Consider the following 22,591-nt stretch of genomic DNA (forward strand, 5'->3'; position numbering starts at 1 on the left):
GACCGGAGTGAACGAACCGCTGGTGTTCGGGTTGTCATGCCAATGGCACTGCCCGGTAGCTAAGTTCGGAATCGATAACCGCTGAAAGCATCTAAGCGGGAAGCGAGCCCCGAGATGAGTCATCCCTGGCTCCTAGAGAGCCCTGAAGGGCCGTTTGAGACTAAGACGTAGATAGGCAGGGTGTGGACGCGTTGTGAGACGTGCAGCTAACCTGTACTAATGCCCCGTGCGGCTTAACCATACAACACCCAAGAAGTGTGAGGCCTTGCAGGTCGAGAACGAACAGCGTTCATCAAAAGAAGCTTTTTCCGGATACCAGTTTATGCCTGGCGGCGATAGCGTTGTGGAACCACCTGACTCCATGCCGAACTCAGCAGTGAAACGCAACCGCGCCGATGATAGTGTGGCAGCTGCCATGTGAAAGTAGGTCACTGCCAGGCACCCAATAAGAAAACCCCGATACCAACGTGTCGGGGTTTTTTGCGTTGGCATTTATGCCGTTCCCTTTTCCTGCCAGGCTGGATGTTCCTGTTCCTGTTCCTGTTCCTGTTCCTGTTCCTGTTCCTGTTCCTGTCGCAAGCTTTCGTGGTGACGCTTTCACTTTGTATACAATTCAAGCCTGTAGGTAATGTCGATGAATCTGCTTTTACCCCACAATGGTGTTGGTTTTTATAACCTCCTTTGGTGTCAGTGAAGAATGTGACTCAAACAATATTGTGTACAAATAAATCACAAAAAAGTAACAAATGTGTTTTTTCTGCGGTATTATCTATACAGCTCTGCACTTGGCAACGCCTTGCAGTGGAGTATGGAGGGATGAGCCAAACGTCTAAAATGGATGTTGGCCTGACGAAATGGCAGCGAAGCCGCCCCGTTGGCAACGATTAACAAAGGGATCTGTTATGACCCAGGAAACAAGAACAGAACAAATCAAGAATCCGGATTTACTGTATTCTCTGCACGACAAGCCGAGTTTTTGGCCGTCTTGCTTTGCTGCGTTGCAGCATGTGCTGGCAAGCCTGGTCGGCGTCATTACACCGACACTGATTGTAGGGGGAGTACTGGGGCTGGGTGAGCATGTGCCCTACCTGATCAGCATGGCGCTGATGGTGTCTGGCGTCGGTACCTTTATCCAGTGTCGGCGTATCGGTCCCATAGGGGCGGGTATGCTGTGCTTGCAAGGAACCAGTTTTGCCTTCCTGACCGCGGTTCTGTCTGCCGGCATGATAGTGAAAAGCCGCGGTGGCTCGCCGGAAGATATACTGGCGACCATCTTTGGTGTCAGCTTCTGTGCCGCTTTCATTGAAATTTTCCTGAGTCGCTTTGTACACAAGCTGCAGCGGGTGATCACTCCGGTAGTAACCGGTACGATTATCATCCTGATTGGTATCCCGCTGATCAAAGTGGCCATGACCGACATCGGTGGTGGCTTTGGCGCAGAAAATTTCGGTGCCCTCGATAATCTGCTGTTGGCCGGGATAGTGCTGGTTACGGTGATACTGCTGAACCGCTCCCGCAATCCCATGATCCGCCTGGCAGCCGTTGTCATCGGCCTGGTGCTCGGCATGGTGGCGGCCTTCTTTATGGGGCGGCTGGACTTTTCCCATCTGAGCAGCCTGCCGGTGATTTCCATTCCGGTTCCCTTCAAGTTCGGTTTCCAGTTTGACCTGGCGGCCTTTATTCCCCTGGCGATCCTGTTTTGCGTGAGTGCCATGGAAACCACGGGCGATCTGACCGCCAACTCCACCATTTCCAAGGAACCGGTGAGTGGGCCCGTGTACATCAACCGTATCCGTGGCGGTGTGCTGGCCGATGGCTTCAACTCTATGCTGGCTGCCGTATTCAATAGCATGCCATCCACCACCTTCAGCCAGAATAACGGCGTTATCGCCCTGACCGGGGTGGCCAGCCGCTTCGTGGGGATCTACATTGCCGCCATCCTGTTTATTATGGGCCTGTTCCCGATTATCGGTGGTTTGCTGCAAACCATGCCCAAGCCGGTATTGGGCGGTGCAACCCTGATCATGTTCGGTACTGTGGCGGTGGCCGGTATCCGGGTCTTGTCCCAGGCTAACCTGGATCGTCGTAACATGATGATCATCGCCATTTCCGTCGGCATGGGGATCGGTGTCTCTACCGTGCCGGATGTTCTGCAGGCTCTGCCCAAGACGGTGGCCAATATTCTGAGTTCGCCCGTTGCCATGGGCGCTATCACGGCCATCCTGCTGAGTCTGGTTCTGCCCGAGAACCGGGTGGAAGAAGACGATCTGGCTGAAGTCGAGCCGGTTACCGATACCGCTAAAAAAAAGTTAGGTGAAGTCGGTTAATACTCACTTTCTCATTGGGCCCTGAACCGGGGCCAATACCCTGGCGTACCTTCCCGGATTGTGCGCCAGGGTTTACTACATCCGGGTGATGCCAACTTTCAAGCAACTGGAGTAGAAAGTCTGATGCAAAACCCCAACACCCTATGGATAAAACATCCCTTGGCCACCCTTGATGCCGCCTGTGCCGGTGGTGTGGTGGTCCAGGGCAATACCATCGCTGAACTGGTCCCTGCCGGGGGTACTCCGGCCATGGCGGTCGATGAGGTGTTTGATGCTTCCGGCCACGTGCTGCTGCCGGGGCTGATTAATGCCCACCATCATTTTTACCAGACCCTGACCCGGGCGCATCCCGTTGCGCTTAACAAAGCCTTGTTCTCCTGGCTGGTTTCCCTGTATCCGGTGTGGGCACGGCTGCATCCGGAGATGGTGGAGGTATCGACCCAGCTGGCCCTGTCCGAGCTGTTGTTATCGGGCTGTACCACCGCCAGCGATCACCATTACCTGTTCCCCGCCGGCCTGGAGGATGCGATTGATATGCAGATGGCTCAGGCCCATCGGCTGGGAGTCCGGGTCCACCTGACTCGCGGCTCTATGAGCCTGGGCAAGGAACAGGGCGGGCTGCCGCCTCAGTCCACGGTGCAATCCGAAGACGCCATTCTCGCCGACAGCGAGCGGCTGATCCGCCGTTATCACGACCATGGGGAGGGAGCCATGACACGGGTGGCGCTGGCCCCCTGTTCACCTTTCTCAGTGAGTACCGAATTGATGAGGGCGTCTGCCAGCCTGGCCGGGCATCATGGTGTGCAACTGCACACCCATCTGGCGGAAACCCACGACGAGACCGAGTTCTGCCTGAAGATGTTCGGCATGCGGCCGGTGGATTACCTGGAGTCGGTGGGTTGGCTCAGCAACCGGGTCTGGCTGGCCCACGGTATCCATTTTAACGATGATGAGATTATCCGCCTGGGCAAGGCAGGGGTAGGCATTGCCCATTGCCCGTCTTCCAATATGCTGCTGGCCTCGGGCCAGTGTCCGACCCTGGATCTGGAAACCGCCGGTTGTCCGGTCGGTATTGGGGTGGATGGTTCCGCCTCCAACGACGGCTCTAACATGATCATGGAAGTGCGCCAGGCTTTGCTGTTGCAGCGGCTGCGTTACGGTGCTGAAAAAATTACCCACCAGAAAGTGATCGGCTGGGCTACCCGGGGCTCGGCCGCCTGCCTGGGGCGTAATGATATTGGCGAGATTGCCGTGGGAAAACAGGCAGATCTGGCCCTGTTCCGGCTGGATGATATCCAGTTTGCCGGTGCCGGCGATCCCCTGGCAGCATTGATCCTGTGCGGAGCCTACCGGGCCGACGAAGTGATGGTGGCCGGTCGCTGGCGAGTGCGCAACCGTCATATTGAAGGGCTGGATCTGGATCGGCTCAAGGCGCGTCAGCGCGAGTTGGCTGCTATCCTGCGCTGAGGATTGCGGCCGTCCATCCGCCACCGGCGCTGGAAAAAATCTTCCGTTCTGGTATAACCCCTGTCATTTAGGGGGTGGCGATGGGATGGGATCTGAAAGGCTGGCTTGGACTGCAATGCCTGGCGCTGGTGCTCTTCGTCAGCTGGTTTGAAGGCCACTGGCTGGGGCTCGACGAAGGGGTGTTCTGGCTGTTCAATGGCTGGCTGGTGACGGTGCCCGGCTGGGCCGGGTTCGTCGCCGTTGCCAATCAGCGCTGGATCGACGGCGTCGTGGCCTTGCTGATGGCCGGATTTGTGTTCCGCCATGCCTGGATGGTGTCCGGCCGTGAGCGCGCCAGGATTTGCTGCCTGCTGTTGCTGATGGCCGGTGCCTTTGCGCTACAGGCGGCGGCAGGCAAGGCCCTGCCCATAGAGCGGCCCAGCCCAACCCTGGTGTATGAGCAGGCCGAGCGGGTTAGCCAACTGGTGCCCCATATCCAGGCCAAGGACGCCTCGAGAGACTCCTTCCCCAGCGATCACGGCATCGGCTTTGCCACCTTCCTGCTGTTTGCCGTTTATCAGTTTCCCCGTCGCTATCTTTATGTGGTCGTGCCCTTGGTGCTCGCATTGGCCATGCCGAGGGTGCTATCGGGAGCGCACTGGCTGACCGATTTCCTGTGTGGTTCATTGCCACTGGCCCTGATCACCGCGGCCTGGTTGTTTCACACTCCCCTGGCCGGCAGGGCGATCGCATTGCTCACCGGCCTGGTCGAAGGGGTGCTACGGCGTCTGCGCCTGATCGGCTAGGAGGCGCCAGTCAGGGTCAGACGCTCGCTGCAGGGCAAAATGTCGTAATCGATCATCACCTCCAGCCCCTGCAGGTGGCGGCGCAGCATGTCGAGTGCCGCCGTGGCCAGCAGTCGGCGGCGGGACAGGGGATCGCGAAAATGCAATTTCAGGGTCTGTACCTGGCAGGCCTGTTCGGTAAGCAGGGCCAGCGGCACCCCGTCCGGGCCTTCTGCACCCACGGCCAGGGCCAGAGGGCGGGTACTGCGTTGTAGCCAAAGTCCCAGATCCTCGGCGCTGTCGGGCAGGCCGCTCAGGTAGTGGCCCTCGAATTCGGCGGTGATGGTGCTGATGGTATCCGTCAGGCGGCCGCCGCTGGCCTCTTCGAACACTGTCAGTCCTTGTTTGTCGAGCAAACCGCCCAGGCTTTCACTCAAATCAAGCCGATCCCTGGCCAGCAGGTGGCTGCCCACTTCCACCAGCAGTTGTTGCTCGGCCTGGGCAAGGGCCTCGGTGCTGGCTTGTTCTGCGATCAGTTTGACCTCGATGGTCGGCAGGCTGGCCCGGTAGCCGAGGGTAATGCCGGCGGGCCAGCCAAGGCCGTCCAGGCGATCGCTCAGGCCCGACTCCGACAGGCCGAACAGGAAAAAGCGGCGGACCTCACTATTGCCGCGGCGGCCGAACCACTGTTCCAGGCGGGGAAAAATTTCCTGTTCCGTCATGGTTTTTAGTTCGGAAGGAACACCGGGAGTAAAAACAAAAATGGCCCGATTGAGCCTGACCGCGAAACCACAGGCGGTGCCCAGCGGATTGTCCACCAGTTCGGCGCCCTGGGGCAGCATGGCCTGCTTGATATTGCTGCTGGGCATGGCCCTGTTGCGATTGGCGTATTTTTGCTCCATCACCGCCAGCCAGTGTTCGTTCAGCGTCAGGGGAACGCCGGCGGCGGCAGCCATGGCCTCGGCGCTGATGTCGTCCGAAGTGGGGCCCAGCCCGCCATTGACGATCACCAGGTCGGCCTGGTGGCTGCGTTGTTCGAACAACTCGACCAGGTCGGCCTTGTCATCGCCCACGGTGAAGCGCCGGCGAACCTGCCAGCCCTGCTCCAGCAGCCGTTGCGACAACCAGCCGGCGTTGGTGTCGGTTATCAGCCCGGTCAGTACCTCATCGCCGGTACTGATCAGCTCAATCACTGCATCCATATACATATCCTTGTTGGGTATTGTGGCGATTTTAACGCAAGTTGCCGCCCCGGCACACGCCGGGGATGACAAGCACAAGGCCTTTGTTGTAGATTTCTAGATGTCTAGACTTTCTTACCGATACTGAGCATGGAGTGAGCAAATGCCCATCAGAATTCCGGATCGCCTGCCCGCGGCCAAGGTGTTGGCCCAGGAAAATATCTTCGTGATGACGGAGACCCGAGCGGTCAATCAGGATATCCGGCCGATGCGGGTACTGTTGCTCAACCTGATGCCGAAAAAAATAGAAACCGAAAATCAGCTGTTGCGCATGCTGTCCAACTCGCCGTTGCAGATAGGGGTAGACCTGCTGCGCATCGACGACAGGCCTTCCAAGAATACGCCCCAGTCCCACCTGGAACACTTTTACTATGATTTCGAACAGGTAAAGGATCAGTTTTACGACGGTCTCATCATTACCGGCGCCCCCTTGGGACTGACCGATTTTTGCGATGTGATTTACTGGGATAAAATCGAGCAGGTCGTCGAGTGGTCCAAGAGCCATGTGACTTCCACGCTTTTCCTGTGCTGGGCGGCCCAGGCCGGGCTCAGGATCCTTTATGGCCTGGACAAGCAGACCCGGCTGGAAAAGCTGTCCGGGGTCTATGAGCACCAGAACCTGGCCCGGTACGAGCCCCTGGTACGCGGCTTTGATGACGCTTTCCTGGCCCCCCATTCCCGTTATGCGGATTTCCCCCTGGATCTCATCCGGGAGAAGACCAACCTCAAGATCCTGGCCGGCTCGGAGCAGGTCGGGGTCTACCTGGCGGTGAGCCCGGACCGGCGCCAGGTGTTTGTTACCGGCCACCCGGAATACGACGCCGATACCCTGCATCAGGAATATGTGCGGGATTTGAGCGCCGGGCTGGAGCCCCGAATGCCGGAGAACTACTATCCCGGCAATGATCCGCAGCAGGCGCCAAAAGCTACCTGGCGCAGCCACGGCCACCTGTTGTTCGCCAACTGGCTCAACTATCACGTCTACCAGCTGACTCCTTACGACCTGCGGACGCTCAGCGCCGCCGGCGATACCCTGACCAAGGACTGGGAAGAATAAAACAGGGGGCGTTCGCCCCCTGGTCGTTTCCCTTATTCGATGGGAAATCCGGCTTTTTCGGCCGCCTTGGCCTTGTTGATCATGGGGGTGATGGTCATGCCCTGGACGATAATCGAGAAAATGACGATGGCGTAGGTCATCATCAGGATCAGATCCCTCAGTTCCACCTGGCCGCTGCTGCCGAGCTTGATGCCGGCCGGAATGGACAGCGCCATGGCCAGCGACAGACCGCCCCGCAGGCCGCCCCAGGTGAGGATGCGTACCGAATATTTGTTGTAGCTGCGCAGCCGGCGGAAGCCCACATAGGGGAGGGCCACGCTGACAAAGCGGCCGGCCAGGGTCAGCGGAATGGACAGCAGCACCAGTATCCAGGCCTGCCAGTGGAATTCCACCAGCAGCATGGCCAGGCCGATTAACAGGAACAGCAGGGCGTTGAGGAATTCGTCCAGCAGGTGCCAGAAGTGATCCAGGTATTTCTGGCTCTGCTCGGAAAAGCCGGTATAGCGGGTCCAGTTTCCGGTAATGATGCCGGCCACCACCATGGCGAGGGCACCGGATACGCCCAGCACATTGGCCAGAGCAAAGCCGGCGGTGGGCACGCACAGGGTCATCAGCAGTTCCATGGAGCCGTCGTCGGTGGCGCTGATCATGATGTGCGACATCAGCCCCAGTAGGGCGCCGAAGATGATGCCGCCGATGGCCTCATGGGTGAACAGGGTCAGTACCGAACCGAATGAGGCCTCGTTGCCGCTGAAGGCGACGGCGAAGATGGTCAGGAAGGCAACCAGGCCGATACCGTCATTGAACAGGGACTCCCCCTCGATCTGGATGGCGATCTGCTCCGGTGCTCCCAGTTTTTTCACTATGGCCAGAACGGCGATGGGGTCGGTGGGGGAGATCAGGGCGCCGAACAGCAGGCAATAGATAAAGGGCAGGGGGATGGCCGCCACATAGGCCAGCAACCAGAGGCCCGCGGCCACCACCAGGGTGGAGATCAGCACGCCCACGATCACCAGGACAGAGATCTCCCATTTCTGGCTTTTCAGCGCCGGCAGGTTGATGCCCAGGCCGCCGGCGAATAGCAGGAAGCCAAGGATGCCCTGTAACAGGAACTCGCCGAAGTCCACCGTCTTGACCACTTCCACCGCGTGTTCCTGCAACTCGGGCCAGGTGGTCTTGCCCAGGATCAGCATCAGGATGGAGATGGCGAGGGCGCCCGAGGTGATGGCGATGGTGGTTTGTATTTTCATGATGTATTGATTGACGAAGGCAATACTGATTGCCATGGCCGCCAAAAAACACAGGGTGTAGTAAACGCTCATAGAGGCACTTCCGGTTGTTATTTTTGATTTGCAAGCTGGGATCGCCGGTCTGTTGCCGGCTCTGCATAGTGTGCCCCAAGCCGGCCCAGTTTCCCTAGTGAAAAGAGTGATTCATCTGCTTCTTTTTGGCGAAAAAATGACACAGACATGCTGGCCTTATGGATGTCTGGATTTCTGCCAGCGTATTTTGTGTTAGCATGGAGGCCGATTACAGGAATCAGGTTGTTACAGGAGTCAGCAGTGTCCAGATCCCCGGTATTTTCCCAGCTCGAACAGGCCCTGGCCGAACGCATTCTGATCATCGACGGGGGCATGGGCACCATGATCCAGTCCCACCGGCTGGACGAGGCCGCCTACCGGGGCGAGCGCTTTGCCGACTGGCCCAGCGATCTCAAGGGCAACAACGATCTGCTGGTGCTGACCCAGCCCGAGATCATCGCCCAAATCCACAGTGACTATTTCGCTGCCGGCGCCGACATCATCGAGACCAACACCTTCAACGCCACCACCATCGCCATGGCCGATTACCACATGGAAAGCCTGGCTGCGGAGATCAACCTGGAAGCGGCCCGTCTGGCCCGCCGGGTGGCCGATGAGTGGAGCGCGAAGGAGCCCCACAAGCCGCGCTTTGTGGCCGGCGTGCTGGGCCCCACCAACCGCACCGCCTCCATCTCGCCGGACGTGAACGATCCCGGCTACCGCAACGTCAGCTTTGATCAGCTGGTGGCAGCCTATACCGAGGCGGCCGAAGCGTTGATCGATGGCGGTGCCGATCTGCTGATGATTGAAACCATCTTCGACACCCTCAACGCCAAGGCGGCGGTGTTCGCCATTGAAGGGGTGTTTGAGCTGCGGGGTGTGCGTCTGCCGGTGATGATCTCCGGCACCATTACCGACGCCTCCGGCCGGACCCTGACCGGTCAGACCACAGAAGCCTTTTACCATTCACTGCGCCATGCCCAGCCCATTTCCTTTGGCCTGAACTGCGCCCTGGGGCCGGACGAGCTGCGCCAGTACGTGGCCGAGATGTCCCGCATCAGCGAGACCTATGTGTCCGCTCACCCCAACGCCGGTCTGCCCAACGCCTTTGGCGAGTACGATCTTGAGGCCGACGACATGGCCGCCCACATTCGCGAGTGGGCCGAAAGCGGTTTCCTCAACCTGGTGGGAGGCTGCTGCGGCTCTACCCCGGGACATATTCGCGCCATGGCCGAGGCGGTGAAAGGCCTGGCGCCGCGCAAACTGCCCGAGCTACCGGTGGCCTGCCGGCTGTCCGGCCTGGAGCCGGTGCTGATCACCGCCGAGAGCATGTTCGTCAACGTGGGCGAGCGCACCAACGTCACCGGCTCGGCCAAATTCAAGCGGCTGATCAAGGAAGAGCTGTACGATGAGGCGCTGGAGGTGGCGCTGCAGCAGGTGGAAAACGGCGCCCAGATCATCGACATCAATATGGATGAGGGCATGCTTGACGCCGAGGCCTGCATGACCCGCTTTCTTAATCTTATCGCCGGTGAGCCCGATATCTCCCGGGTGCCGATCATGATCGACTCCTCCAAGTGGGAAGTGATCGAAGCCGGCCTCAAATGCATTCAGGGCAAGGGCATCGTCAACTCCATCTCCCTCAAGGAAGGAGAAGCCAAGTTTATCGAGCAGGCGAAACTGGTGCGCCGCTACGGCGCCGCCGTGATCGTCATGGCCTTTGACGAAGTGGGCCAGGCCGACACCCGCCAGCGCAAGTTCGAAATCTGCCAGCGTGCCTACCGGGTGCTGGTGGACAAGGTGGGCTTTCCGCCGGAAGACATTATCTTCGACCCCAATATCTTCGCCGTGGCCACCGGTATCGACGAGCACAACAACTATGCCGTGGACTTTATCGAGGCGGTCAAGGACATCAAGGACAACCTGCCCCACGCCATGATCTCCGGTGGCGTGTCCAACGTGTCCTTCTCGTTCCGCGGCAACGAGCCGGTGCGTGAAGCCATTCACGCCGTCTTTCTGTACCACGCCATCAAGAACGGCATGGACATGGGCATTGTCAACGCCGGTCAGCTGGCCATTTACGAGGACATAGATCCCGAGCTCAAGGCCAGCGTGGAAGCCGTGGTGCTTAACCTGAACGACGATGCCACCGAAACCCTGCTGGCGCTGGCCGAGCGTTACCGCGACAGCGGCGGCGCGGTCAACGATGCCAGGGATCTGGAATGGCGCAGCTGGCCGGTGAACAAGCGTCTTGAGCACGCGCTGGTCAAGGGCCTGACCGACTTTATCGAGGAAGACACCGAAGAGGCCCGTCAGCAGGCGGCCCGTCCGCTGGACGTGATTGAAGGCCCGCTGATGGACGGCATGAACGTGGTCGGCGATCTGTTCGGCGAGGGCAAGATGTTCCTGCCCCAGGTGGTGAAATCGGCCCGGGTGATGAAACGGGCGGTGGCCTACCTCAACCCCTATATCGAAGCCACCAAGGCGGTGGGCCAGAGCAACGGCAAGATTGTGATGGCCACGGTCAAGGGCGACGTGCACGACATCGGCAAGAACATCGTCGGTGTGGTGCTGCAGTGCAACAACTTCGAGGTGGTGGATCTGGGCGTCATGGTGCCCTGCGAAACCATCCTCAAGACCGCCCGGGAAACCAATGCCGACATGATCGGCCTGTCGGGGCTGATCACCCCGTCTCTGGATGAAATGGTGCACGTGGCCAAGGAGATGCAGCGCCAGGGCTTCAAAATCCCGCTGCTGATCGGCGGTGCCACCACTTCCAAGGCCCACACCGCGGTCAAGATTGAGCAGAATTACGACGAGCCGGTGGTGTATGTGTCCAACGCCTCCCGCGCCGTGGGCGTGGTGCAGAGCCTGCTGAGCGAGACCAACAAGCCGGCTTTTGTGGAGCGGCTCAATCAGGAATACGAGGTGGTGCGGGATCAGCATGCCCGCAAGAAGCCCCGCACCAAACCGGTGACCCTGGCGGAGGCCCGGGCCAACAAGGTGGACATCGACTGGGACGCCTACACCCCGCCGGTGCCGGTTAAGCCGGGCATTCACGAATTCCACAATGTGCCCATCTCGGTGCTGCGGGAATACATCGACTGGACACCGTTTTTCCTCACCTGGTCCCTGGCGGGCAAGTACCCGCGTATTCTGGAAGACGAGGTGGTGGGCGAGGAAGCCAAGCGGTTGTTTGCGGATGCCAACGCCATGCTGGATCAGCTCACCGCCGAGGGCGAGCTGAGCTGTGCCGGCGTGATTGGCCTGTTTCCCGCTAACAGCGTGGGCGACGATGTGGAAATCTACTCCGACGAGAGTCGCTCACAGGTGCTGCACACCCTGCGCTTTTTGCGCCAGCAGACCGAGAAGAAGGACGGCTTCCCCAACTACTGTCTGGCCGACTATGTGGCGCCCAAGGGCAGCAAGCCGGACTACATCGGCGGCTTTGCGGTCACCGGTGGCATCGGCGAGGACGAGATCGTCAAGCGTTATAAGGACGCTCACGACGACTACAACGCCATCATGGCCAGCGCCGTGGCCGACCGGCTGGCGGAAGCCTTTGCCGAATACATGCACCTGAAGGTGCGGCGGGAATACTGGGGCTATGCGCCGGACGAAAACCTCGATAACGACGAGCTGATCCGTGAGAAGTACCAGGGTATTCGTCCGGCACCGGGTTATCCGGCCTGCCCCGAGCACACCGAAAAGGGCACCCTGTGGCAGTGGCTGGACGTGGAAAGCCGTATCGGCATGAAGCTGACCGAGTCCTATGCCATGTGGCCGGGGGCGGCGGTGTCGGGCTTCTACTTCTCCTATCCGGACACCCGCTACTTTGCGGTGGCCGGCATTCAGGAAGATCAGCTGCTGGATTACGCCGCCCGTAAGGGCATGAGCCGGCTCGAGGCCGAAAAGTGGCTGGCGCCCAACCTGGGTGAATAAGTTTGCCGCCGGCGGCGCCAGACCCGTGCCGCCGGCGTAAATATTTCCCTTTTTTCGTCCTTGCCGATTGCACCGCCATGTATGCTTGTTATAAGACTGGTTGACGTATCGTCCGGCAGCCGTTCACCTACAGAGAAGGCTGGACAGAATTCGGGCGATCGCGTAGTTTCTGCCGGCTTTGTTCAACCTTTGGGAGGAGCGTCCCATGTTTGCCGTACCCCGAGCGGGAAAAGCCCTGATCGGCCTGTTGGCCCTGGTGTTGCTTTTCTCCCTGTCCAGCCAGGCCCGGGCCAATCCCCGTTATGCGGCCATCGTGATTGATGCCGAAACCGGTACCGTGTTGCATGCGGCCAATGCCGATGCCAGCCGCTATCCGGCCTCTCTGACCAAGATGATGACCCTTTACCTGCTGTTTGAGGCCATGGAGAAGGGGCTGATGACCCTGGATACCGCCATGCCGGTATCGGCCCATGCCGCCTCCATGCCCCAGACCAACATATCGCTCAAGGCGGGGGACCGGCTCAAGGTGAGGGATGCCATACCGGCGCTGATAGTGCGCTCCGCCAATGATGTGGCCTCGGTGGTGGCCGAGGCCCTGGGTGGCACGGAAACGGCGTTCGCCCGCATGATGACCGACAAGGCAAAGACGATGAAGATGACGTCCACCACCTTCCGCAACGCCTCGGGTTTGCCTGACTCGGCCCAGACCAGCACAGCCCGGGACCTGGCCGTACTGTCCCTGCGGCTGATGAAGGACTTTCCTCAGTATTACCACTACTTTTCCACCCAGTCCTTTACTTACAAGGGGCGCACCTACAACAGTCACAACCGCATGGTGCGCAACTATCCCGGGGTGGATGGCATGAAAACGGGCTACATTCGTGCGTCCGGCTTCAACGTTGCGACCTCGGCCGAGCGGGACGAGCGCAGGGTGATTGGTGTGGTCATGGGAGGCAAGACCGCCCAGTCCCGGGATCAGCACATGGCTTCGCTGCTGGATCGCAGTATCAGCCGGGCCACCCGTATCGCCAAGGTTTCTGCCGAGCAGGCGCCTGCGGCGGCCAAGCTGGTGGTCAGTACCGAAACCGTGCGCCAGACAGTCCGTCAGGAGCCCCAAACCCGGGCCCCGGCCGTGCTGCAGCGTACCTCCCAGAGCTTGCCGATCGAGCAGAGCCTGATCACCGATGAGCTGGGCTGGGCGGTGCAGATTGGCTCCTTCCGGGTGCCTGAACAGGCCAGGGACAGGGCGTCCGATGCGGCCCGCCGGCTGAACGACGTAGCCCTGGCCCAGATCGCGGTGAGCGAGGTGGAGATCAGCAACCGCAAGCTGTTCCGCGCCCGCCTGGTCGGCCTGGAAGAAGCCCAGGCCAAGAACGCCTGCCAGCGTCTTTCCCGCCAGGGCATGGACTGCCTGGTTGTCAAACTCAGCGGCAGCTGAGATCCCGGGCTCGCCGCCTTCAACGGCGGGCCCGCTTTGGCCGGATCAGAAAGGAAAAAGGGGAGTGACATCATGTCACTCCCCTTTCTCTTGTCGTCTCTGTGGTTCTGTCCCTAAACCCAATTGCTCCCTGCAATCCCTGACGTCTGCCTGTTCCCTTGGGCAATCCTCTTCCCGATCCTTCGGTGTGTCCTTGGTCATCCCGACCGCGCGTCGTCCAGACCCGCTTTGGTCATCTCCGTCCCGGGAGGTGTCCCTGCTCGCATCCTGCGAGTTTCCTTTGCCTTCCTGGCGGCCATCATCCTGACCGGCCTGCTCTTTCCTTGCGAGAGAGATAATAGCCCAACCGGGACGCCGCTCAAGGCACAGGCTTGAGCGCATTTCTGGCTGTAAAATACACAATTTAATTAATGCTTTGATTTTTAATGATTAAACTCCGCTTCTCGGGTTCTTTTTGACAATATAAAACGTTTTCTCTGCCGCCTCCTTGAGAGATCTCTTACAGGCTGCCGGGATTATCCGCCCGCCATGTCGGTGGTCTCGTGGCGCAGCAGCCAGGCCTTGCGTTCCAGGCCGCCGCCGTAGCCCACCAGTTTGCCGCTGGCGCCGATCACCCGGTGGCAGGGAATGATGATGGAAATGGGATTGCGGCCATTGGCCAGGCCCACGGCCCGCACCGCGGCAGGATTGCCGATAAGCAGGGCAATATCTTTGTAGCTGCGGTGTTCGCCATGGGGAATGGTTTGCAGGGCCCGCCAGACGCCTTGCTGGAATGGGGTGCCCCGCGGCGCCAGTGGCAGGTTGAACTGGCGCAGGCGGCCGTCGAAATAGGCCCCCAGTTGGTCGCAGGCGTCCTGCAGCAGGGGGCTGGCCGGCGGGCAGTAAGCCATAGCCGCGTCCTCCAGGAAGTCGACCTCGAGGATGGCGTCATCGCTGGCGGCGATATAAAGGGGCCCCAGGGGGCTTGGCAGGATGGCGTGCATAAGGACTCCGGCTGGTGTAATGGGGATACCCTGATTGTATCCCCATTAGGGCCAGGGTGGCAGTTATCCGGCCCGGCCGCCGCCGGCTCAGAGCTCGGCCAGGGGCCAGGCGTCGAAGGCGGGTTCTTCGTAGGGGTGGGCGGCGCGCAGGGCGGCGACGGCGTCCCGGATCAACTGGTCTTCGCACACCAGCTCGACCCGGACCTCGGCCACCCGTTCCAGCTCGCCGGGGCGTCCGAGAAAGGGGTTGGCCCCGTCCAGGGGGCGGAACTGGCCCTGGCCCCGGGTTTCGAAGCAGCACTGCGCGTAGTCGCCGATCCGGCCGGCGCCGGTGGCGAACACCGCCGCCTTGACCGGTTCCAAATGGGATTCGGGTACAAAGAACACCAGCTTGTACATGGTTAGCTCCCGGCTGCTCAGGCCTTTTTCAGGCATTGGGCCACCCGCGCGATGTATACGCCGCTGACCTTGCCTTCGATATGCTCCGGATTATGGAGCAGGCTGATGTTCTTGACCAGGGTGAGCCTATCGCCGGACGGTTTTTTTCAGGGGGTGCCGCACCGTTCATCACGATCGCCACTGCGTTGACGAAGGGGTTGCTCTATGGCCATGATCCCGGCTCCCGAACGGTCTCAGCAGCGGTGCTGGTCGGCCCAAGAGCGGGCTCAGGTTGTGGTTATCCATGGAATGGCAGACAATGCAGATTCGTATGAGTTTATTTTTTGGACGGGCCCGGACGAGATGACTGCCCCCCTGATCCTGGAAGCCGGTCCGGTGCTCCGTGTCCGTTTGCACGGGGACTGGACCCTGGCCCGCTACCGGCAACTGAGCCAGGCGCAGCTTCCCACGGATGCCTCTCCGATATTGCTTGATGCCGCCGGCCTCACCGCCCTGGACACCGCCGGGGCCGCCCAACTGGTACGGCTGCTGGGGGCGGAGCAACTCGGCCGACTGCTCCCCGACGCCAGTGGACTGTCGGACGAGCGCCGGGCCCTGCTGCGGGCGGTGGCCGAGGCCATGGCCGGCCGGGAGCCGCCGCCGGGGCCGGTGCGCCGCTGGAGCGACGGCCTGGTCCGGCTGGGTGCCCTGGTGGCCGGCGCCGGGCGGCAAGGGCTGCAGCTGCTCGGCTTTATGGGGCTGACCCTGAGCACCCTGCTGGTGCTGATGCCCAGGCCGGGCCGCTGGCGACCGACCGCCCTGGTGGCCCAGATACACCAATGCGGCCTCAACGCCGTGCCCATCGTCGCCCTGCTGACCTTCCTGGTGGGGGCCGTGGTGGCCTTTCTCGGCGCCACTGTGCTGGCCAACTTCGGCGCCACCATCTATACGGTGGATCTGGTGGCCTATTCCTTCCTGCGCGAGTTCGGGGTACTGCTTACCGCCATCCTGCTGGCGGGGCGTACCGCCAGCGCCTTCACCGCCCAGATCGGCGCCATGAAGGTCAACGAGGAGCTGGACGCCCTGCGCGCCCAGGGGCTGGATCCGGTGGAGCTGCTGGTGTTGCCCCGGCTGCTGGCGCTGCTGCTCACCCTGCCGCTGCTGACCTTTATCGCCATGCTGTCGGGCATGGTGGGCGGTGCCCTGGTGGGACTGGTCTCCCTCGATATCTCCCTGGCCCAGTACCTGGCCATAGTGCACGAGGTACCGGTGCGGCACCTGCTGGTGGGACTGGGCAAGGCGCCGCTGTTCGCCCTGCTGATCGCCCTGATCGGCTGCCTGGAGGGCTTCAAGGTCGGCGGCAGCGCCCAGTCGGTGGGCGAGCACACCACCTCCAGCGTGGTGCAGTCCATCTTCGTGGTGATACTGCTGGACGCCATCGCCGCCCTCTTCCTGATGGAGATGGGCTGGTGAGCCGGGAGACGGTGATCCGCATCCGCGGCCTGGACAACCGCTTCGGGGAGCAGGTGGTGCACCAGGGGCTGGATCTGGACGTCTACCGGGGCGAGATCCTGGGAGTGGTGGGCGGCTCGGGTACCGGCAAGTCGGTGCTGCTGCGCTCCATCGTCGGCCTGCGTCGGCCCAGCGGGGGCGAGGTGCGGCTGCTGGGGCAGGATCTGCTCGCCCTGCCGGAACGGGAACGGGCCCGGCTGGAGCGGCGCCTGGGGGTGCTGTTCCAGAACGGCGCCCTGTTCTCCTCCCTGACGGTGACCGAGAACATCGCCCTGCCGTTGATCGAGCACGCCGGCCTGCCCCGGCCGGAGGCGCAGTATCTGGCCGAGGTCAAGCTGGCCCTGGCCGGCCTGCCGGCCGGAACGGGGGAGCGCTATCCGGCCCAGCTGTCCGGCGGCATGGTCAAGCGGGCGGCCCTGGCCCGGGCGCTGGCGCTGGATCCGGATATCCTGTTCCTGGACGAGCCCACCGCCGGCCTGGACCCGATCGCGGCGGCGGCCTTCGATCGCCTGCTGCTGACCCTGAGGGACGCCCTCGGACTGACGGTGTTCCTGGTCACCCACGATCTCGACACCCTCTACACCAGCTGCGACCGGGTGGCGGTGCTGGCCCGGCGGAAAGTGCTGGTGGCGGATCGGCTGGACGCGGTGGCCGCCACCGACGACGACTGGATCCGCGACTATTTTCACGGCCCGCGCGGACGCGCCGCCCGGGCCGCGCAACGAAAGGAGTGACCATGGAAACCCGGGCCCATCATGTACTGATCGGGGTCTTTACCCTGGCGGTGGCCGCGGCCGCGCTGCTGTTCGCGCTCTGGCTGGCCAAGGCCGGCGGCGAGCGGGATGCCCGCCGCTACGATATCCTGTTCCGGGAGCCGGTGTCCGGCCTGTCGGTGGGCAGCGCCGTGCAGTACAGCGGCATCCGGGTGGGGGAGGTGGAACGCCTGACCCTGGATCCGGACGATCCCCGCCAGGTCTGGGCCCGGGTGCGCATCGCCGGCGACGCGCCGGTCAAGACCGACACCCGCGCCCGCCTGGCCCTGACCAACATCACCGGCGCCGCCCACATCGAGCTGAGCCAGGGTTCGCCGGAAAGCCCGCTGCTGGCCCGGGACGACGAGATCCCGGTGATCGTCGCCGAGCCTTCGCCCCTGGCCCGGCTGCGGCTCAACAGCGAAGAGCTGCTGCTGGCCATCACCACCCTGGTGGACAACGCCAACCGCATGCTGTCGGCAGACAACGCCCGCCATCTGGGCCGGGTGCTGGCCAACCTGGACGCCACCACCAGCACCCTGGCGGCCCAGCAGGACAGCCTGGCCGCCGGCCTGCAAAGCCTCGCCGGGGCCGGCGACCAGTTGCAGCGACTGCTGGCCCGGCTCGATGCCCAGGTCGGCCGCCACGGCGAGCCCATGCTGGCCAGCGCCGCCGCCGCCCTGGCCAACCTGGAGCGGACGAGCCGCCGGCTGGACGCCCTGCTGGCCGACAACCGGCCGGCCCTGGACGGGGGCCTGCAGGGCCTGGCCGAGCTGGGGCCGGCCATCCAGGAACTGCGCCGGACCCTGGCCACCCTGGGCGACATCGCCCGCCGGCTGGAGCAGGATCCCGCCGGCTACCTGCTCGGCCGCGACGACATTGAGGAGTTCAAGCCATGATCCGGGTCCTGTTTTGCCTATCGCTGTCCATCCTGCTGGGGGCCTGCAGCGTATTGCCCGAGCCCACTCCCGTGGCCCTGTACCGGCTGCCCCCGTCCGGCCAGCCCCCGGCGGCCGAAGTCCGGAAAGGAACTCAGCTGGCGGCGCTGCGCCTGGCCCGGCCCGCCACCACCGATGCCCTGGGCGGCAACCGCCTGCTGGTGCTGACCGCGGACCACCGCTACCAGGCCTATCCCCGGGCCCGCTGGGCCGCGCCCATGCCGCTGCTGTGGCGGGACTGGCTGCTGGATGCCTTCTGGCGCGACGGCCGGGTGGCCCGGCTCAGCAGCGACGGCGACGGCCTGCAGGCCGGGCTGGAGCTGGGCGGGGTGTTGCGCGCCCTGAACGTGGAGATGCGGGAGGGCGGTCCGGTGGCGGTGATCCGCTACGACGCCCGGCTGGTGGATAGCGGCAGCCGGCGGATCCTGGCCAGCCGGCGGTTCGAGGCCCAGGCGCCGATGGCCGGCCCCGCCGAGGCGGAGGCGGTGGCCGCCCTGGGCCGGGCGGCGGATCGCCTGGCGAGGGAGCTGATCGACTGGAGCCTGGCCCAGGGCATGACGAAGGATTTGCGATGAGCCGGGCTGTCGACTCCTGGCATCCCATACCGCCGCCAGCCTCCGGGCTTCGGCTGGATCAACTGCAGGTGGGCACGCTGGCACCGGTCTCCCTGACGGTGGCCCCCGGCGAGATCCTCTGTCTGTCCGGTCCCTCCGGCTCGGGCAAGAGCCGGTTGCTCAGGGCTGTGGCCGATCTGGATGCCCACGGCGGCGAGATCTGGCTGGGGGAGCTGTGCCAGTCCCGGGTGAAGGGGCATTGCTGGCGGGGTTGGGTGATGCTGGTACCCGCCGACAGCCAGTGGTGGGGAGAGCGGGTCGGCGATCATCTGAACCTGCCCTGTGGCGAGCCGGCGGCGGCGCTGGGTTTTGCCGAGGCTGTTGAGGAGTGGCAGGTGAGCCGGCTGTCCTCCGGCGAAAAGCAGCGGCTGGCCCTGCTGCGGGCCTGGTCCCGACAGCCGAGGGCCTTGCTGCTCGACGAACCCACCGCCAACCTGGATCCCAGGCTGACCGAGCGGACGGAACGCTGGATCCTCCACTGGGCCAGATCAGCCGGCTTGCCGGTGGTCTGGATCAGCCACGATCCGGGCCAGATCGCCCGGGTGGCGGATCGCCACTACCGGATCCACGACCACCGGCTGGAGCAAGACGATGGGAGTGGTTGAACTGAGCTGGTGGCAATTGGCCCTGGCTACGCTGATGATAGTGGCCCTGGCCGCCTGCACCCATGTTGCCCGGCTGGCGGTGGGGCGCAGCCTGCTGGTGGCGGCCCTGCGCACCGTGCTGCAACTGGCCCTGATCGGCCTGGTGCTGGAGGCGCTGTTTGCCACCTCGGCGCTGTACTGGGTGGTGCTGATGGCCACCGCCATGCTGCTGATCGCCGGGCGGGAGGTGATGGCCCGCCAGCAGCGCCGGCTGAACGGCGCCTGGACCCTGGGGATAGGCACCTTTTCGATGCTGTTGTCGGCATTTACCGTGACGGTGCTCTCTCTGACCCTGATCATCGGGCCAGAGCCCTGGTATACCCCCCAGTACGCCATTCCCCTGCTGGGCATGATGCTCGGCAATACCATGACCGGGGTGGCGCTCAGTCTGGACCGGCTGACCGAAGGGGTCTGGCGCCAGCGGGCGCTGATCGAGGGACGGCTGATGTTGGGCCAGCGCTGGCAGGAGGCGGTGGGGGATCTGCGGCGGGACGCCATGCGCGGCGGCCTGATCCCCACCATCAACGGCATGGCGGCGGCGGGCGTGGTCAGCCTGCCGGGCATGATGACCGGCCAGATACTGGCCGGCAGCCCGCCGGCGGTGGCGGTGAAATACCAGATCCTGGTGATGTTCGCCATCACCGCCGCCACCGGCTTCGGCACCCTGCTGGCGGTGACCCTGGCCAGCCGCCGGCTGTTCGACGAGCGCGAGCGGCTGCGGCTGGACCGGCTGGCGCCCCCGCGGAGCAAGGGATGAAGACCGGATGGCTGTGCCTGTTGCTCGCCCTGTTTGGCGGCGGGTGGGCCCAGGCCGAACCGGCCGAGCGGCTGGAGGTCGAGGTGCTGGCGGTGTTGCCCAAGGCCGCCGATGCCTTTACCCAGGGGCTATTGTGGCATCGGGGGCAGTTGTACGAGAGTACCGGGCGTTACGGCCGCTCGGAACTGCGGCAACTGGACCCGGACAGCGGCGAGGTGCTGCGTCGGATCGGGCTGGCCAGGCATCTGTTCGGCGAGGGGCTGGCCCTGGTAGGGGATCGGCTGATCCAGCTGACCTGGCGCGAGGGCCTGGCCCTGGTGTGGCGGCGGGATGATTTTGCCCCGGCGGGGCATTTTTCCTATGAGGGCGAAGGCTGGGGCCTGTGCCACGACGGTGAAGCGCTGTGGATGAGCGACGGCTCCGCCTCGCTGCAGCGCCGGGACGCCGGCGACTTCACCCTGCTGGAGCGGCTGGCGGTCACCCTGGACGGCGAGCCCCAATACCGGCTCAACGAACTGGCCTGTGTGGGGGAGCATGTCTATGCCAATGTCTGGCACGACCACCACATACTGCGTATCCACAAGGCGAGCGGCCGTGTCGATGCGGTGATCGATGCCTCTGCCCTGCTGCCCCTGAGCGAGCGGCCGGCGGACAGGGAGGCGGTGCTGAACGGCATCGCCCGGGATCCCGGGCAGGATGTCTTTTATCTCACCGGCAAGCTCTGGCCCCGGCTGTTCAAGGTCCGCTTCGTTCAGTCGGCGGCGGACTGAACGCCCTGCTCCAGGGATTGCAGGGCCTGGCTGATGTTGTCCTGGCGCAGCAGGGGCTCCCGCGGATAGTAATAACGGGCCTGAGCCAGCAGTTGCGCGGCTTCCTCGGGCCGGTCGAGCCGGTTCAGGGCGAGCACCATGTTGTAGTAGATATTAGCCCTGGGCGTGTGGCGTACGAACTCCCGGCCCCAGTCGAGATAGGCCTGGAAGGCGTCCGTATCCTGGCGGGCCGCGCCCACCGACAGCCGCAGCGACATGGCGTTGAACTCCAGCCGGGTCAGCCAGGCCATGGGGTTGCTGGCCGCCAGCAGCAGCGCCGGCTCACGGGCGCCGCCCCGTTCGTACTGGGTGACCACCCGGGCGGTGTGCAGCCCGGTGAGCATGAAGGGCAGCACCAGCGCCGGTATCAGCAGGGCGGCGAAACGGGCCAGCAGCCAGGGGCGGTAGGTTTTTTGCTGCGGCTCGCCCAGGCGCAGGTCAATCCAGGCAACCAGGGTGAGCAGGGTTATCCAGTGGGCCAGGGAATGGTAGAAGGGATACTCGGTCTGGCTGTGCAGGGCAATGGGCCACACCAGGGCCGCCAGGGCCAGCGCCTGGCGCCAGGGAGCCCGGGCCAGCAGGCGTACAAAGGCCAGCGCCGCCAGCAGGATAGCCAGCATCGGCAGCAGGCCGCCTTCCACTCCCCAGTACAGCAACTCGTTGTGGGGATGGTCCAGGTTGGGCTCCATGGGGGGCAGGGCCGGCAGCCGCTCCCGCCGGGCGGCGTAAAACTCCATGAATTGCCGCTCGAAGTCCCCGTAGCCGACCCCGGTCCAGGGATGCTGGGCGATCAATGCCAGGCTTTGCAGCCAGTAATGGCGGCGCACGCCCGGATTGGTGTATACCTCCAGGCCGCGTTGCACCCCGTCCACCAGTGCCATGGACAGCAGGCCGAGCGCCAGGCCGAAGGCGGTGAGGGCCAGCAGCCCCAGGCAGGCCTTGCGGTGTTTATGCCAGGCCAGGGGCAGCAGCAGCAGCAGGCCCACCAGGCCGCCGAGCTGGCCGACCCGGGACTGCAGCACCACCAGCAGCAGGGCGGTACCGGCGATCACGGTGCCCAGCCAGAGCCGTCGTACCGGCGGGTGCGCCCGCCTGTCCTCCAGCCAGAGATACCAGGCCAGCACCAGGCCGGTGGCCATAAAACTGGCCATGACGTTGGGCTGCTGGAAGATGCCGTAGGGGCGATTGGTCTGGGTGTTGTAGCCAATCCAGTTGCCCGGGGTCAGCAGATAATACTGTACCAGGCCGAGCAGCAGTTCCAGGCTGACCGCCGCCAGCAGCAGGTACAACAGGCGCCAGCGGCCCGCGTCATCGAAGCGGCACTGCAGCAGGGCGAACCAGAACAGCAGGCCGCCTGCCAGGCCGGCCAGGCGGGGCAGGGCGTGGTCGGCGAAGGGGCTGTCGGGATAGAGCAGGGGCACCAGCAACAGGGCCAGGAGCAGCCAGCACCACAGATGAAAGCGGCTGTAACATACCGCCTGGTTGAGGGTCAGCTGCCACAGGCCCAGGCCTGTCATCAGGGCGACGAAGATCCAGCCGGTCATGTTAAAGGGCAGGTAGAGGCCGGCGCCGCCGGGGTTGTGCATAAAGAAATGCATGCCGCCCAGCGCCCAGGCGGCGAAACACCAGAACCAGAGGTAAGGCAAAGAGATTCGGGTCATCCCTGA

General features: G+C 63.2%; 18 protein-coding genes and 2 rRNA genes. 15 read left to right on the plus strand and 5 right to left on the minus strand.

The window, feature by feature from the left end:
• The 5 genes from C7I36_RS11720 to C7I36_RS11740 all read left to right on the plus strand — a co-directional run.
• Positions 1 to 241, plus strand: a 23S ribosomal RNA gene (locus C7I36_RS11720); the annotation flags it as partial.
• Positions 242 to 325: 84 nt separating this feature from the next.
• Positions 326 to 440 (plus strand): 5S ribosomal RNA (rrf, locus tag C7I36_RS11725).
• A 462-nt stretch (positions 441 to 902) separates the two neighbouring features.
• Positions 903 to 2,327, plus strand: coding sequence for a uracil-xanthine permease family protein (locus C7I36_RS11730; RefSeq protein WP_106453896.1), 1,425 nt, complete (start codon positions 903 to 905; stop codon positions 2,325 to 2,327).
• Positions 2,328 to 2,450: 123 nt separating this feature from the next.
• The gene (locus C7I36_RS11735; RefSeq protein WP_106453897.1) at positions 2,451 to 3,794 is read left to right on the plus strand and encodes an 8-oxoguanine deaminase; all 1,344 of its coding nucleotides are present in this window, start codon (positions 2,451 to 2,453) and stop codon (positions 3,792 to 3,794) included.
• An 80-nt stretch (positions 3,795 to 3,874) separates the two neighbouring features.
• Entirely contained in the window at positions 3,875 to 4,579 is a 705-nt protein-coding gene (locus C7I36_RS11740; RefSeq protein WP_106453898.1) for a phosphatase PAP2 family protein, read from the plus strand.
• Here the strand turns inward: C7I36_RS11740 and C7I36_RS11745 are convergent.
• Positions 4,576 to 5,760, minus strand: a complete 1,185-nt coding sequence (locus C7I36_RS11745) for a CinA family nicotinamide mononucleotide deamidase-related protein (RefSeq protein WP_106453899.1) — start codon at positions 5,758 to 5,760, stop codon at positions 4,576 to 4,578. The genes C7I36_RS11740 and C7I36_RS11745 overlap by 4 nt on opposite strands.
• Before the next feature lie 142 nt (positions 5,761 to 5,902).
• Here C7I36_RS11745 and metA point away from each other — a divergent pair, with 142 nt between their 5' ends.
• A complete protein-coding gene (gene metA, locus C7I36_RS11750) occupies positions 5,903 to 6,856 on the plus strand; it encodes a homoserine O-acetyltransferase MetA (protein WP_106453900.1) in 954 nt (317 codons plus the stop codon).
• Between the two features lie 32 nt (positions 6,857 to 6,888).
• On the opposite strand, the gene C7I36_RS11755 is transcribed toward metA, so the two are convergent.
• The gene (locus tag C7I36_RS11755; RefSeq protein ID WP_106453901.1) at positions 6,889 to 8,178 is read right to left on the minus strand and encodes a cation:proton antiporter; all 1,290 of its coding nucleotides are present in this window, start codon (positions 8,176 to 8,178) and stop codon (positions 6,889 to 6,891) included.
• Between the two features lie 240 nt (positions 8,179 to 8,418).
• On the opposite strand from C7I36_RS11755, the gene metH reads away from it, so the two are divergent.
• Together metH and C7I36_RS11765 are read left to right on the plus strand one after the other, a co-directional pair.
• Positions 8,419 to 12,099 carry a methionine synthase gene (gene metH, locus C7I36_RS11760; RefSeq protein ID WP_106453902.1) on the plus strand — a complete coding sequence of 1,227 codons (3,681 nt, stop codon included), beginning with the start codon at positions 8,419 to 8,421 and terminating at the stop codon, positions 12,097 to 12,099.
• A gap of 205 nt (positions 12,100 to 12,304) precedes the next feature.
• Entirely contained in the window at positions 12,305 to 13,537 is a 1,233-nt protein-coding gene (locus C7I36_RS11765; protein ID WP_106453903.1) for a D-alanyl-D-alanine carboxypeptidase, read from the plus strand.
• 515 nt (positions 13,538 to 14,052) lie between these two features.
• On the opposite strand, the gene C7I36_RS11770 is transcribed toward C7I36_RS11765, so the two are convergent.
• Complete coding sequence (locus tag C7I36_RS11770; RefSeq protein ID WP_106453904.1) at positions 14,053 to 14,520, minus strand: methylated-DNA--[protein]-cysteine S-methyltransferase; 468 nt, start codon at positions 14,518 to 14,520, stop codon at positions 14,053 to 14,055.
• Positions 14,521 to 14,607: 87 nt separating this feature from the next.
• A complete protein-coding gene (locus C7I36_RS11775) occupies positions 14,608 to 14,955 on the minus strand; it encodes a YqfO family protein (protein WP_245880105.1) in 348 nt (115 codons plus the stop codon).
• Between the two features lie 306 nt (positions 14,956 to 15,261).
• Here C7I36_RS11775 and C7I36_RS11780 point away from each other — a divergent pair, with 306 nt between their 5' ends.
• From C7I36_RS11780 to C7I36_RS11810, 7 genes are read left to right on the plus strand one after another with little or no spacing between them, the layout of a single operon-like run.
• Complete coding sequence (locus C7I36_RS11780; RefSeq protein ID WP_106453976.1) at positions 15,262 to 16,371, plus strand: MlaE family ABC transporter permease; 1,110 nt, start codon at positions 15,262 to 15,264, stop codon at positions 16,369 to 16,371.
• Positions 16,368 to 17,144, plus strand: coding sequence for an ABC transporter ATP-binding protein (locus C7I36_RS11785; protein WP_106453906.1), 777 nt, complete (start codon positions 16,368 to 16,370; stop codon positions 17,142 to 17,144). The genes C7I36_RS11780 and C7I36_RS11785 overlap by 4 nt, the downstream gene beginning before the upstream one ends.
• Positions 17,145 to 17,146: 2 nt before the next feature.
• Positions 17,147 to 18,061, plus strand: coding sequence for an MlaD family protein (locus C7I36_RS11790; protein ID WP_106453907.1), 915 nt, complete (start codon positions 17,147 to 17,149; stop codon positions 18,059 to 18,061).
• Positions 18,058 to 18,675: an ABC-type transport auxiliary lipoprotein family protein gene (locus tag C7I36_RS11795; protein WP_106453908.1), complete on the plus strand. Its 618-nt coding sequence runs from the start codon at positions 18,058 to 18,060 to the stop codon at positions 18,673 to 18,675. The genes C7I36_RS11790 and C7I36_RS11795 overlap by 4 nt, the downstream gene beginning before the upstream one ends.
• Entirely contained in the window at positions 18,672 to 19,319 is a 648-nt protein-coding gene (locus C7I36_RS11800) for an ABC transporter ATP-binding protein (RefSeq protein WP_106453909.1), read from the plus strand. The genes C7I36_RS11795 and C7I36_RS11800 overlap by 4 nt, the downstream gene beginning before the upstream one ends.
• Positions 19,306 to 20,115, plus strand: coding sequence for an ABC transporter permease (locus C7I36_RS11805; RefSeq protein ID WP_106453910.1), 810 nt, complete (start codon positions 19,306 to 19,308; stop codon positions 20,113 to 20,115). The genes C7I36_RS11800 and C7I36_RS11805 overlap by 14 nt, the downstream gene beginning before the upstream one ends.
• Positions 20,112 to 20,885, plus strand: a complete 774-nt coding sequence (locus C7I36_RS11810) for a glutaminyl-peptide cyclotransferase (protein WP_106453911.1) — start codon at positions 20,112 to 20,114, stop codon at positions 20,883 to 20,885. The genes C7I36_RS11805 and C7I36_RS11810 overlap by 4 nt, the downstream gene beginning before the upstream one ends.
• Here the strand turns inward: C7I36_RS11810 and C7I36_RS11815 are convergent.
• On the minus strand, positions 20,867 to 22,585 hold the full coding sequence (locus C7I36_RS11815) for a PglL family O-oligosaccharyltransferase (protein WP_106453912.1): 1,719 nt from the start codon (positions 22,583 to 22,585) through the stop codon (positions 20,867 to 20,869). The two genes, C7I36_RS11810 and C7I36_RS11815, sit on opposite strands and share 19 nt — an antisense overlap.
• Positions 22,586 to 22,591 lie beyond the last annotated feature (6 nt).

It is taken from the genome of Zobellella taiwanensis (genome assembly GCF_003012795.1).
GTDB lineage: Bacteria > Pseudomonadota > Gammaproteobacteria > Enterobacterales > Aeromonadaceae > Oceanimonas > Oceanimonas taiwanensis.

Coding starts and splice junctions, on each gene's coding strand:
- C7I36_RS11775 (WP_245880105.1), bottom strand. CDS start 14,955: ATGCCTGAAAAAGGCCTGAGCAGCCGGGAGCTAACCATGTACAAGCTG.
- C7I36_RS11810 (WP_106453911.1), top strand. CDS start 20,112: ATGAAGACCGGATGGCTGTGCCTGTTGCTCGCCCTGTTTGGCGGCGGG.
- C7I36_RS11755 (WP_106453901.1), bottom strand. CDS start 8,178: ATGAGCGTTTACTACACCCTGTGTTTTTTGGCGGCCATGGCAATCAGT.
- C7I36_RS11795 (WP_106453908.1), top strand. CDS start 18,058: ATGATCCGGGTCCTGTTTTGCCTATCGCTGTCCATCCTGCTGGGGGCC.
- C7I36_RS11745 (WP_106453899.1), bottom strand. CDS start 5,760: ATGGATGCAGTGATTGAGCTGATCAGTACCGGCGATGAGGTACTGACC.
- C7I36_RS11770 (WP_106453904.1), bottom strand. CDS start 14,520: ATGCACGCCATCCTGCCAAGCCCCCTGGGGCCCCTTTATATCGCCGCC.
- C7I36_RS11805 (WP_106453910.1), top strand. CDS start 19,306: ATGGGAGTGGTTGAACTGAGCTGGTGGCAATTGGCCCTGGCTACGCTG.
- C7I36_RS11800 (WP_106453909.1), top strand. CDS start 18,672: ATGAGCCGGGCTGTCGACTCCTGGCATCCCATACCGCCGCCAGCCTCC.
- C7I36_RS11735 (WP_106453897.1), top strand. CDS start 2,451: ATGCAAAACCCCAACACCCTATGGATAAAACATCCCTTGGCCACCCTT.
- C7I36_RS11790 (WP_106453907.1), top strand. CDS start 17,147: ATGGAAACCCGGGCCCATCATGTACTGATCGGGGTCTTTACCCTGGCG.
- C7I36_RS11765 (WP_106453903.1), top strand. CDS start 12,305: ATGTTTGCCGTACCCCGAGCGGGAAAAGCCCTGATCGGCCTGTTGGCC.
- C7I36_RS11730 (WP_106453896.1), top strand. CDS start 903: ATGACCCAGGAAACAAGAACAGAACAAATCAAGAATCCGGATTTACTG.
- C7I36_RS11815 (WP_106453912.1), bottom strand. CDS start 22,585: ATGACCCGAATCTCTTTGCCTTACCTCTGGTTCTGGTGTTTCGCCGCC.
- C7I36_RS11780 (WP_106453976.1), top strand. CDS start 15,262: ATGACTGCCCCCCTGATCCTGGAAGCCGGTCCGGTGCTCCGTGTCCGT.
- C7I36_RS11740 (WP_106453898.1), top strand. CDS start 3,875: ATGGGATGGGATCTGAAAGGCTGGCTTGGACTGCAATGCCTGGCGCTG.
- metA (WP_106453900.1), top strand. CDS start 5,903: ATGCCCATCAGAATTCCGGATCGCCTGCCCGCGGCCAAGGTGTTGGCC.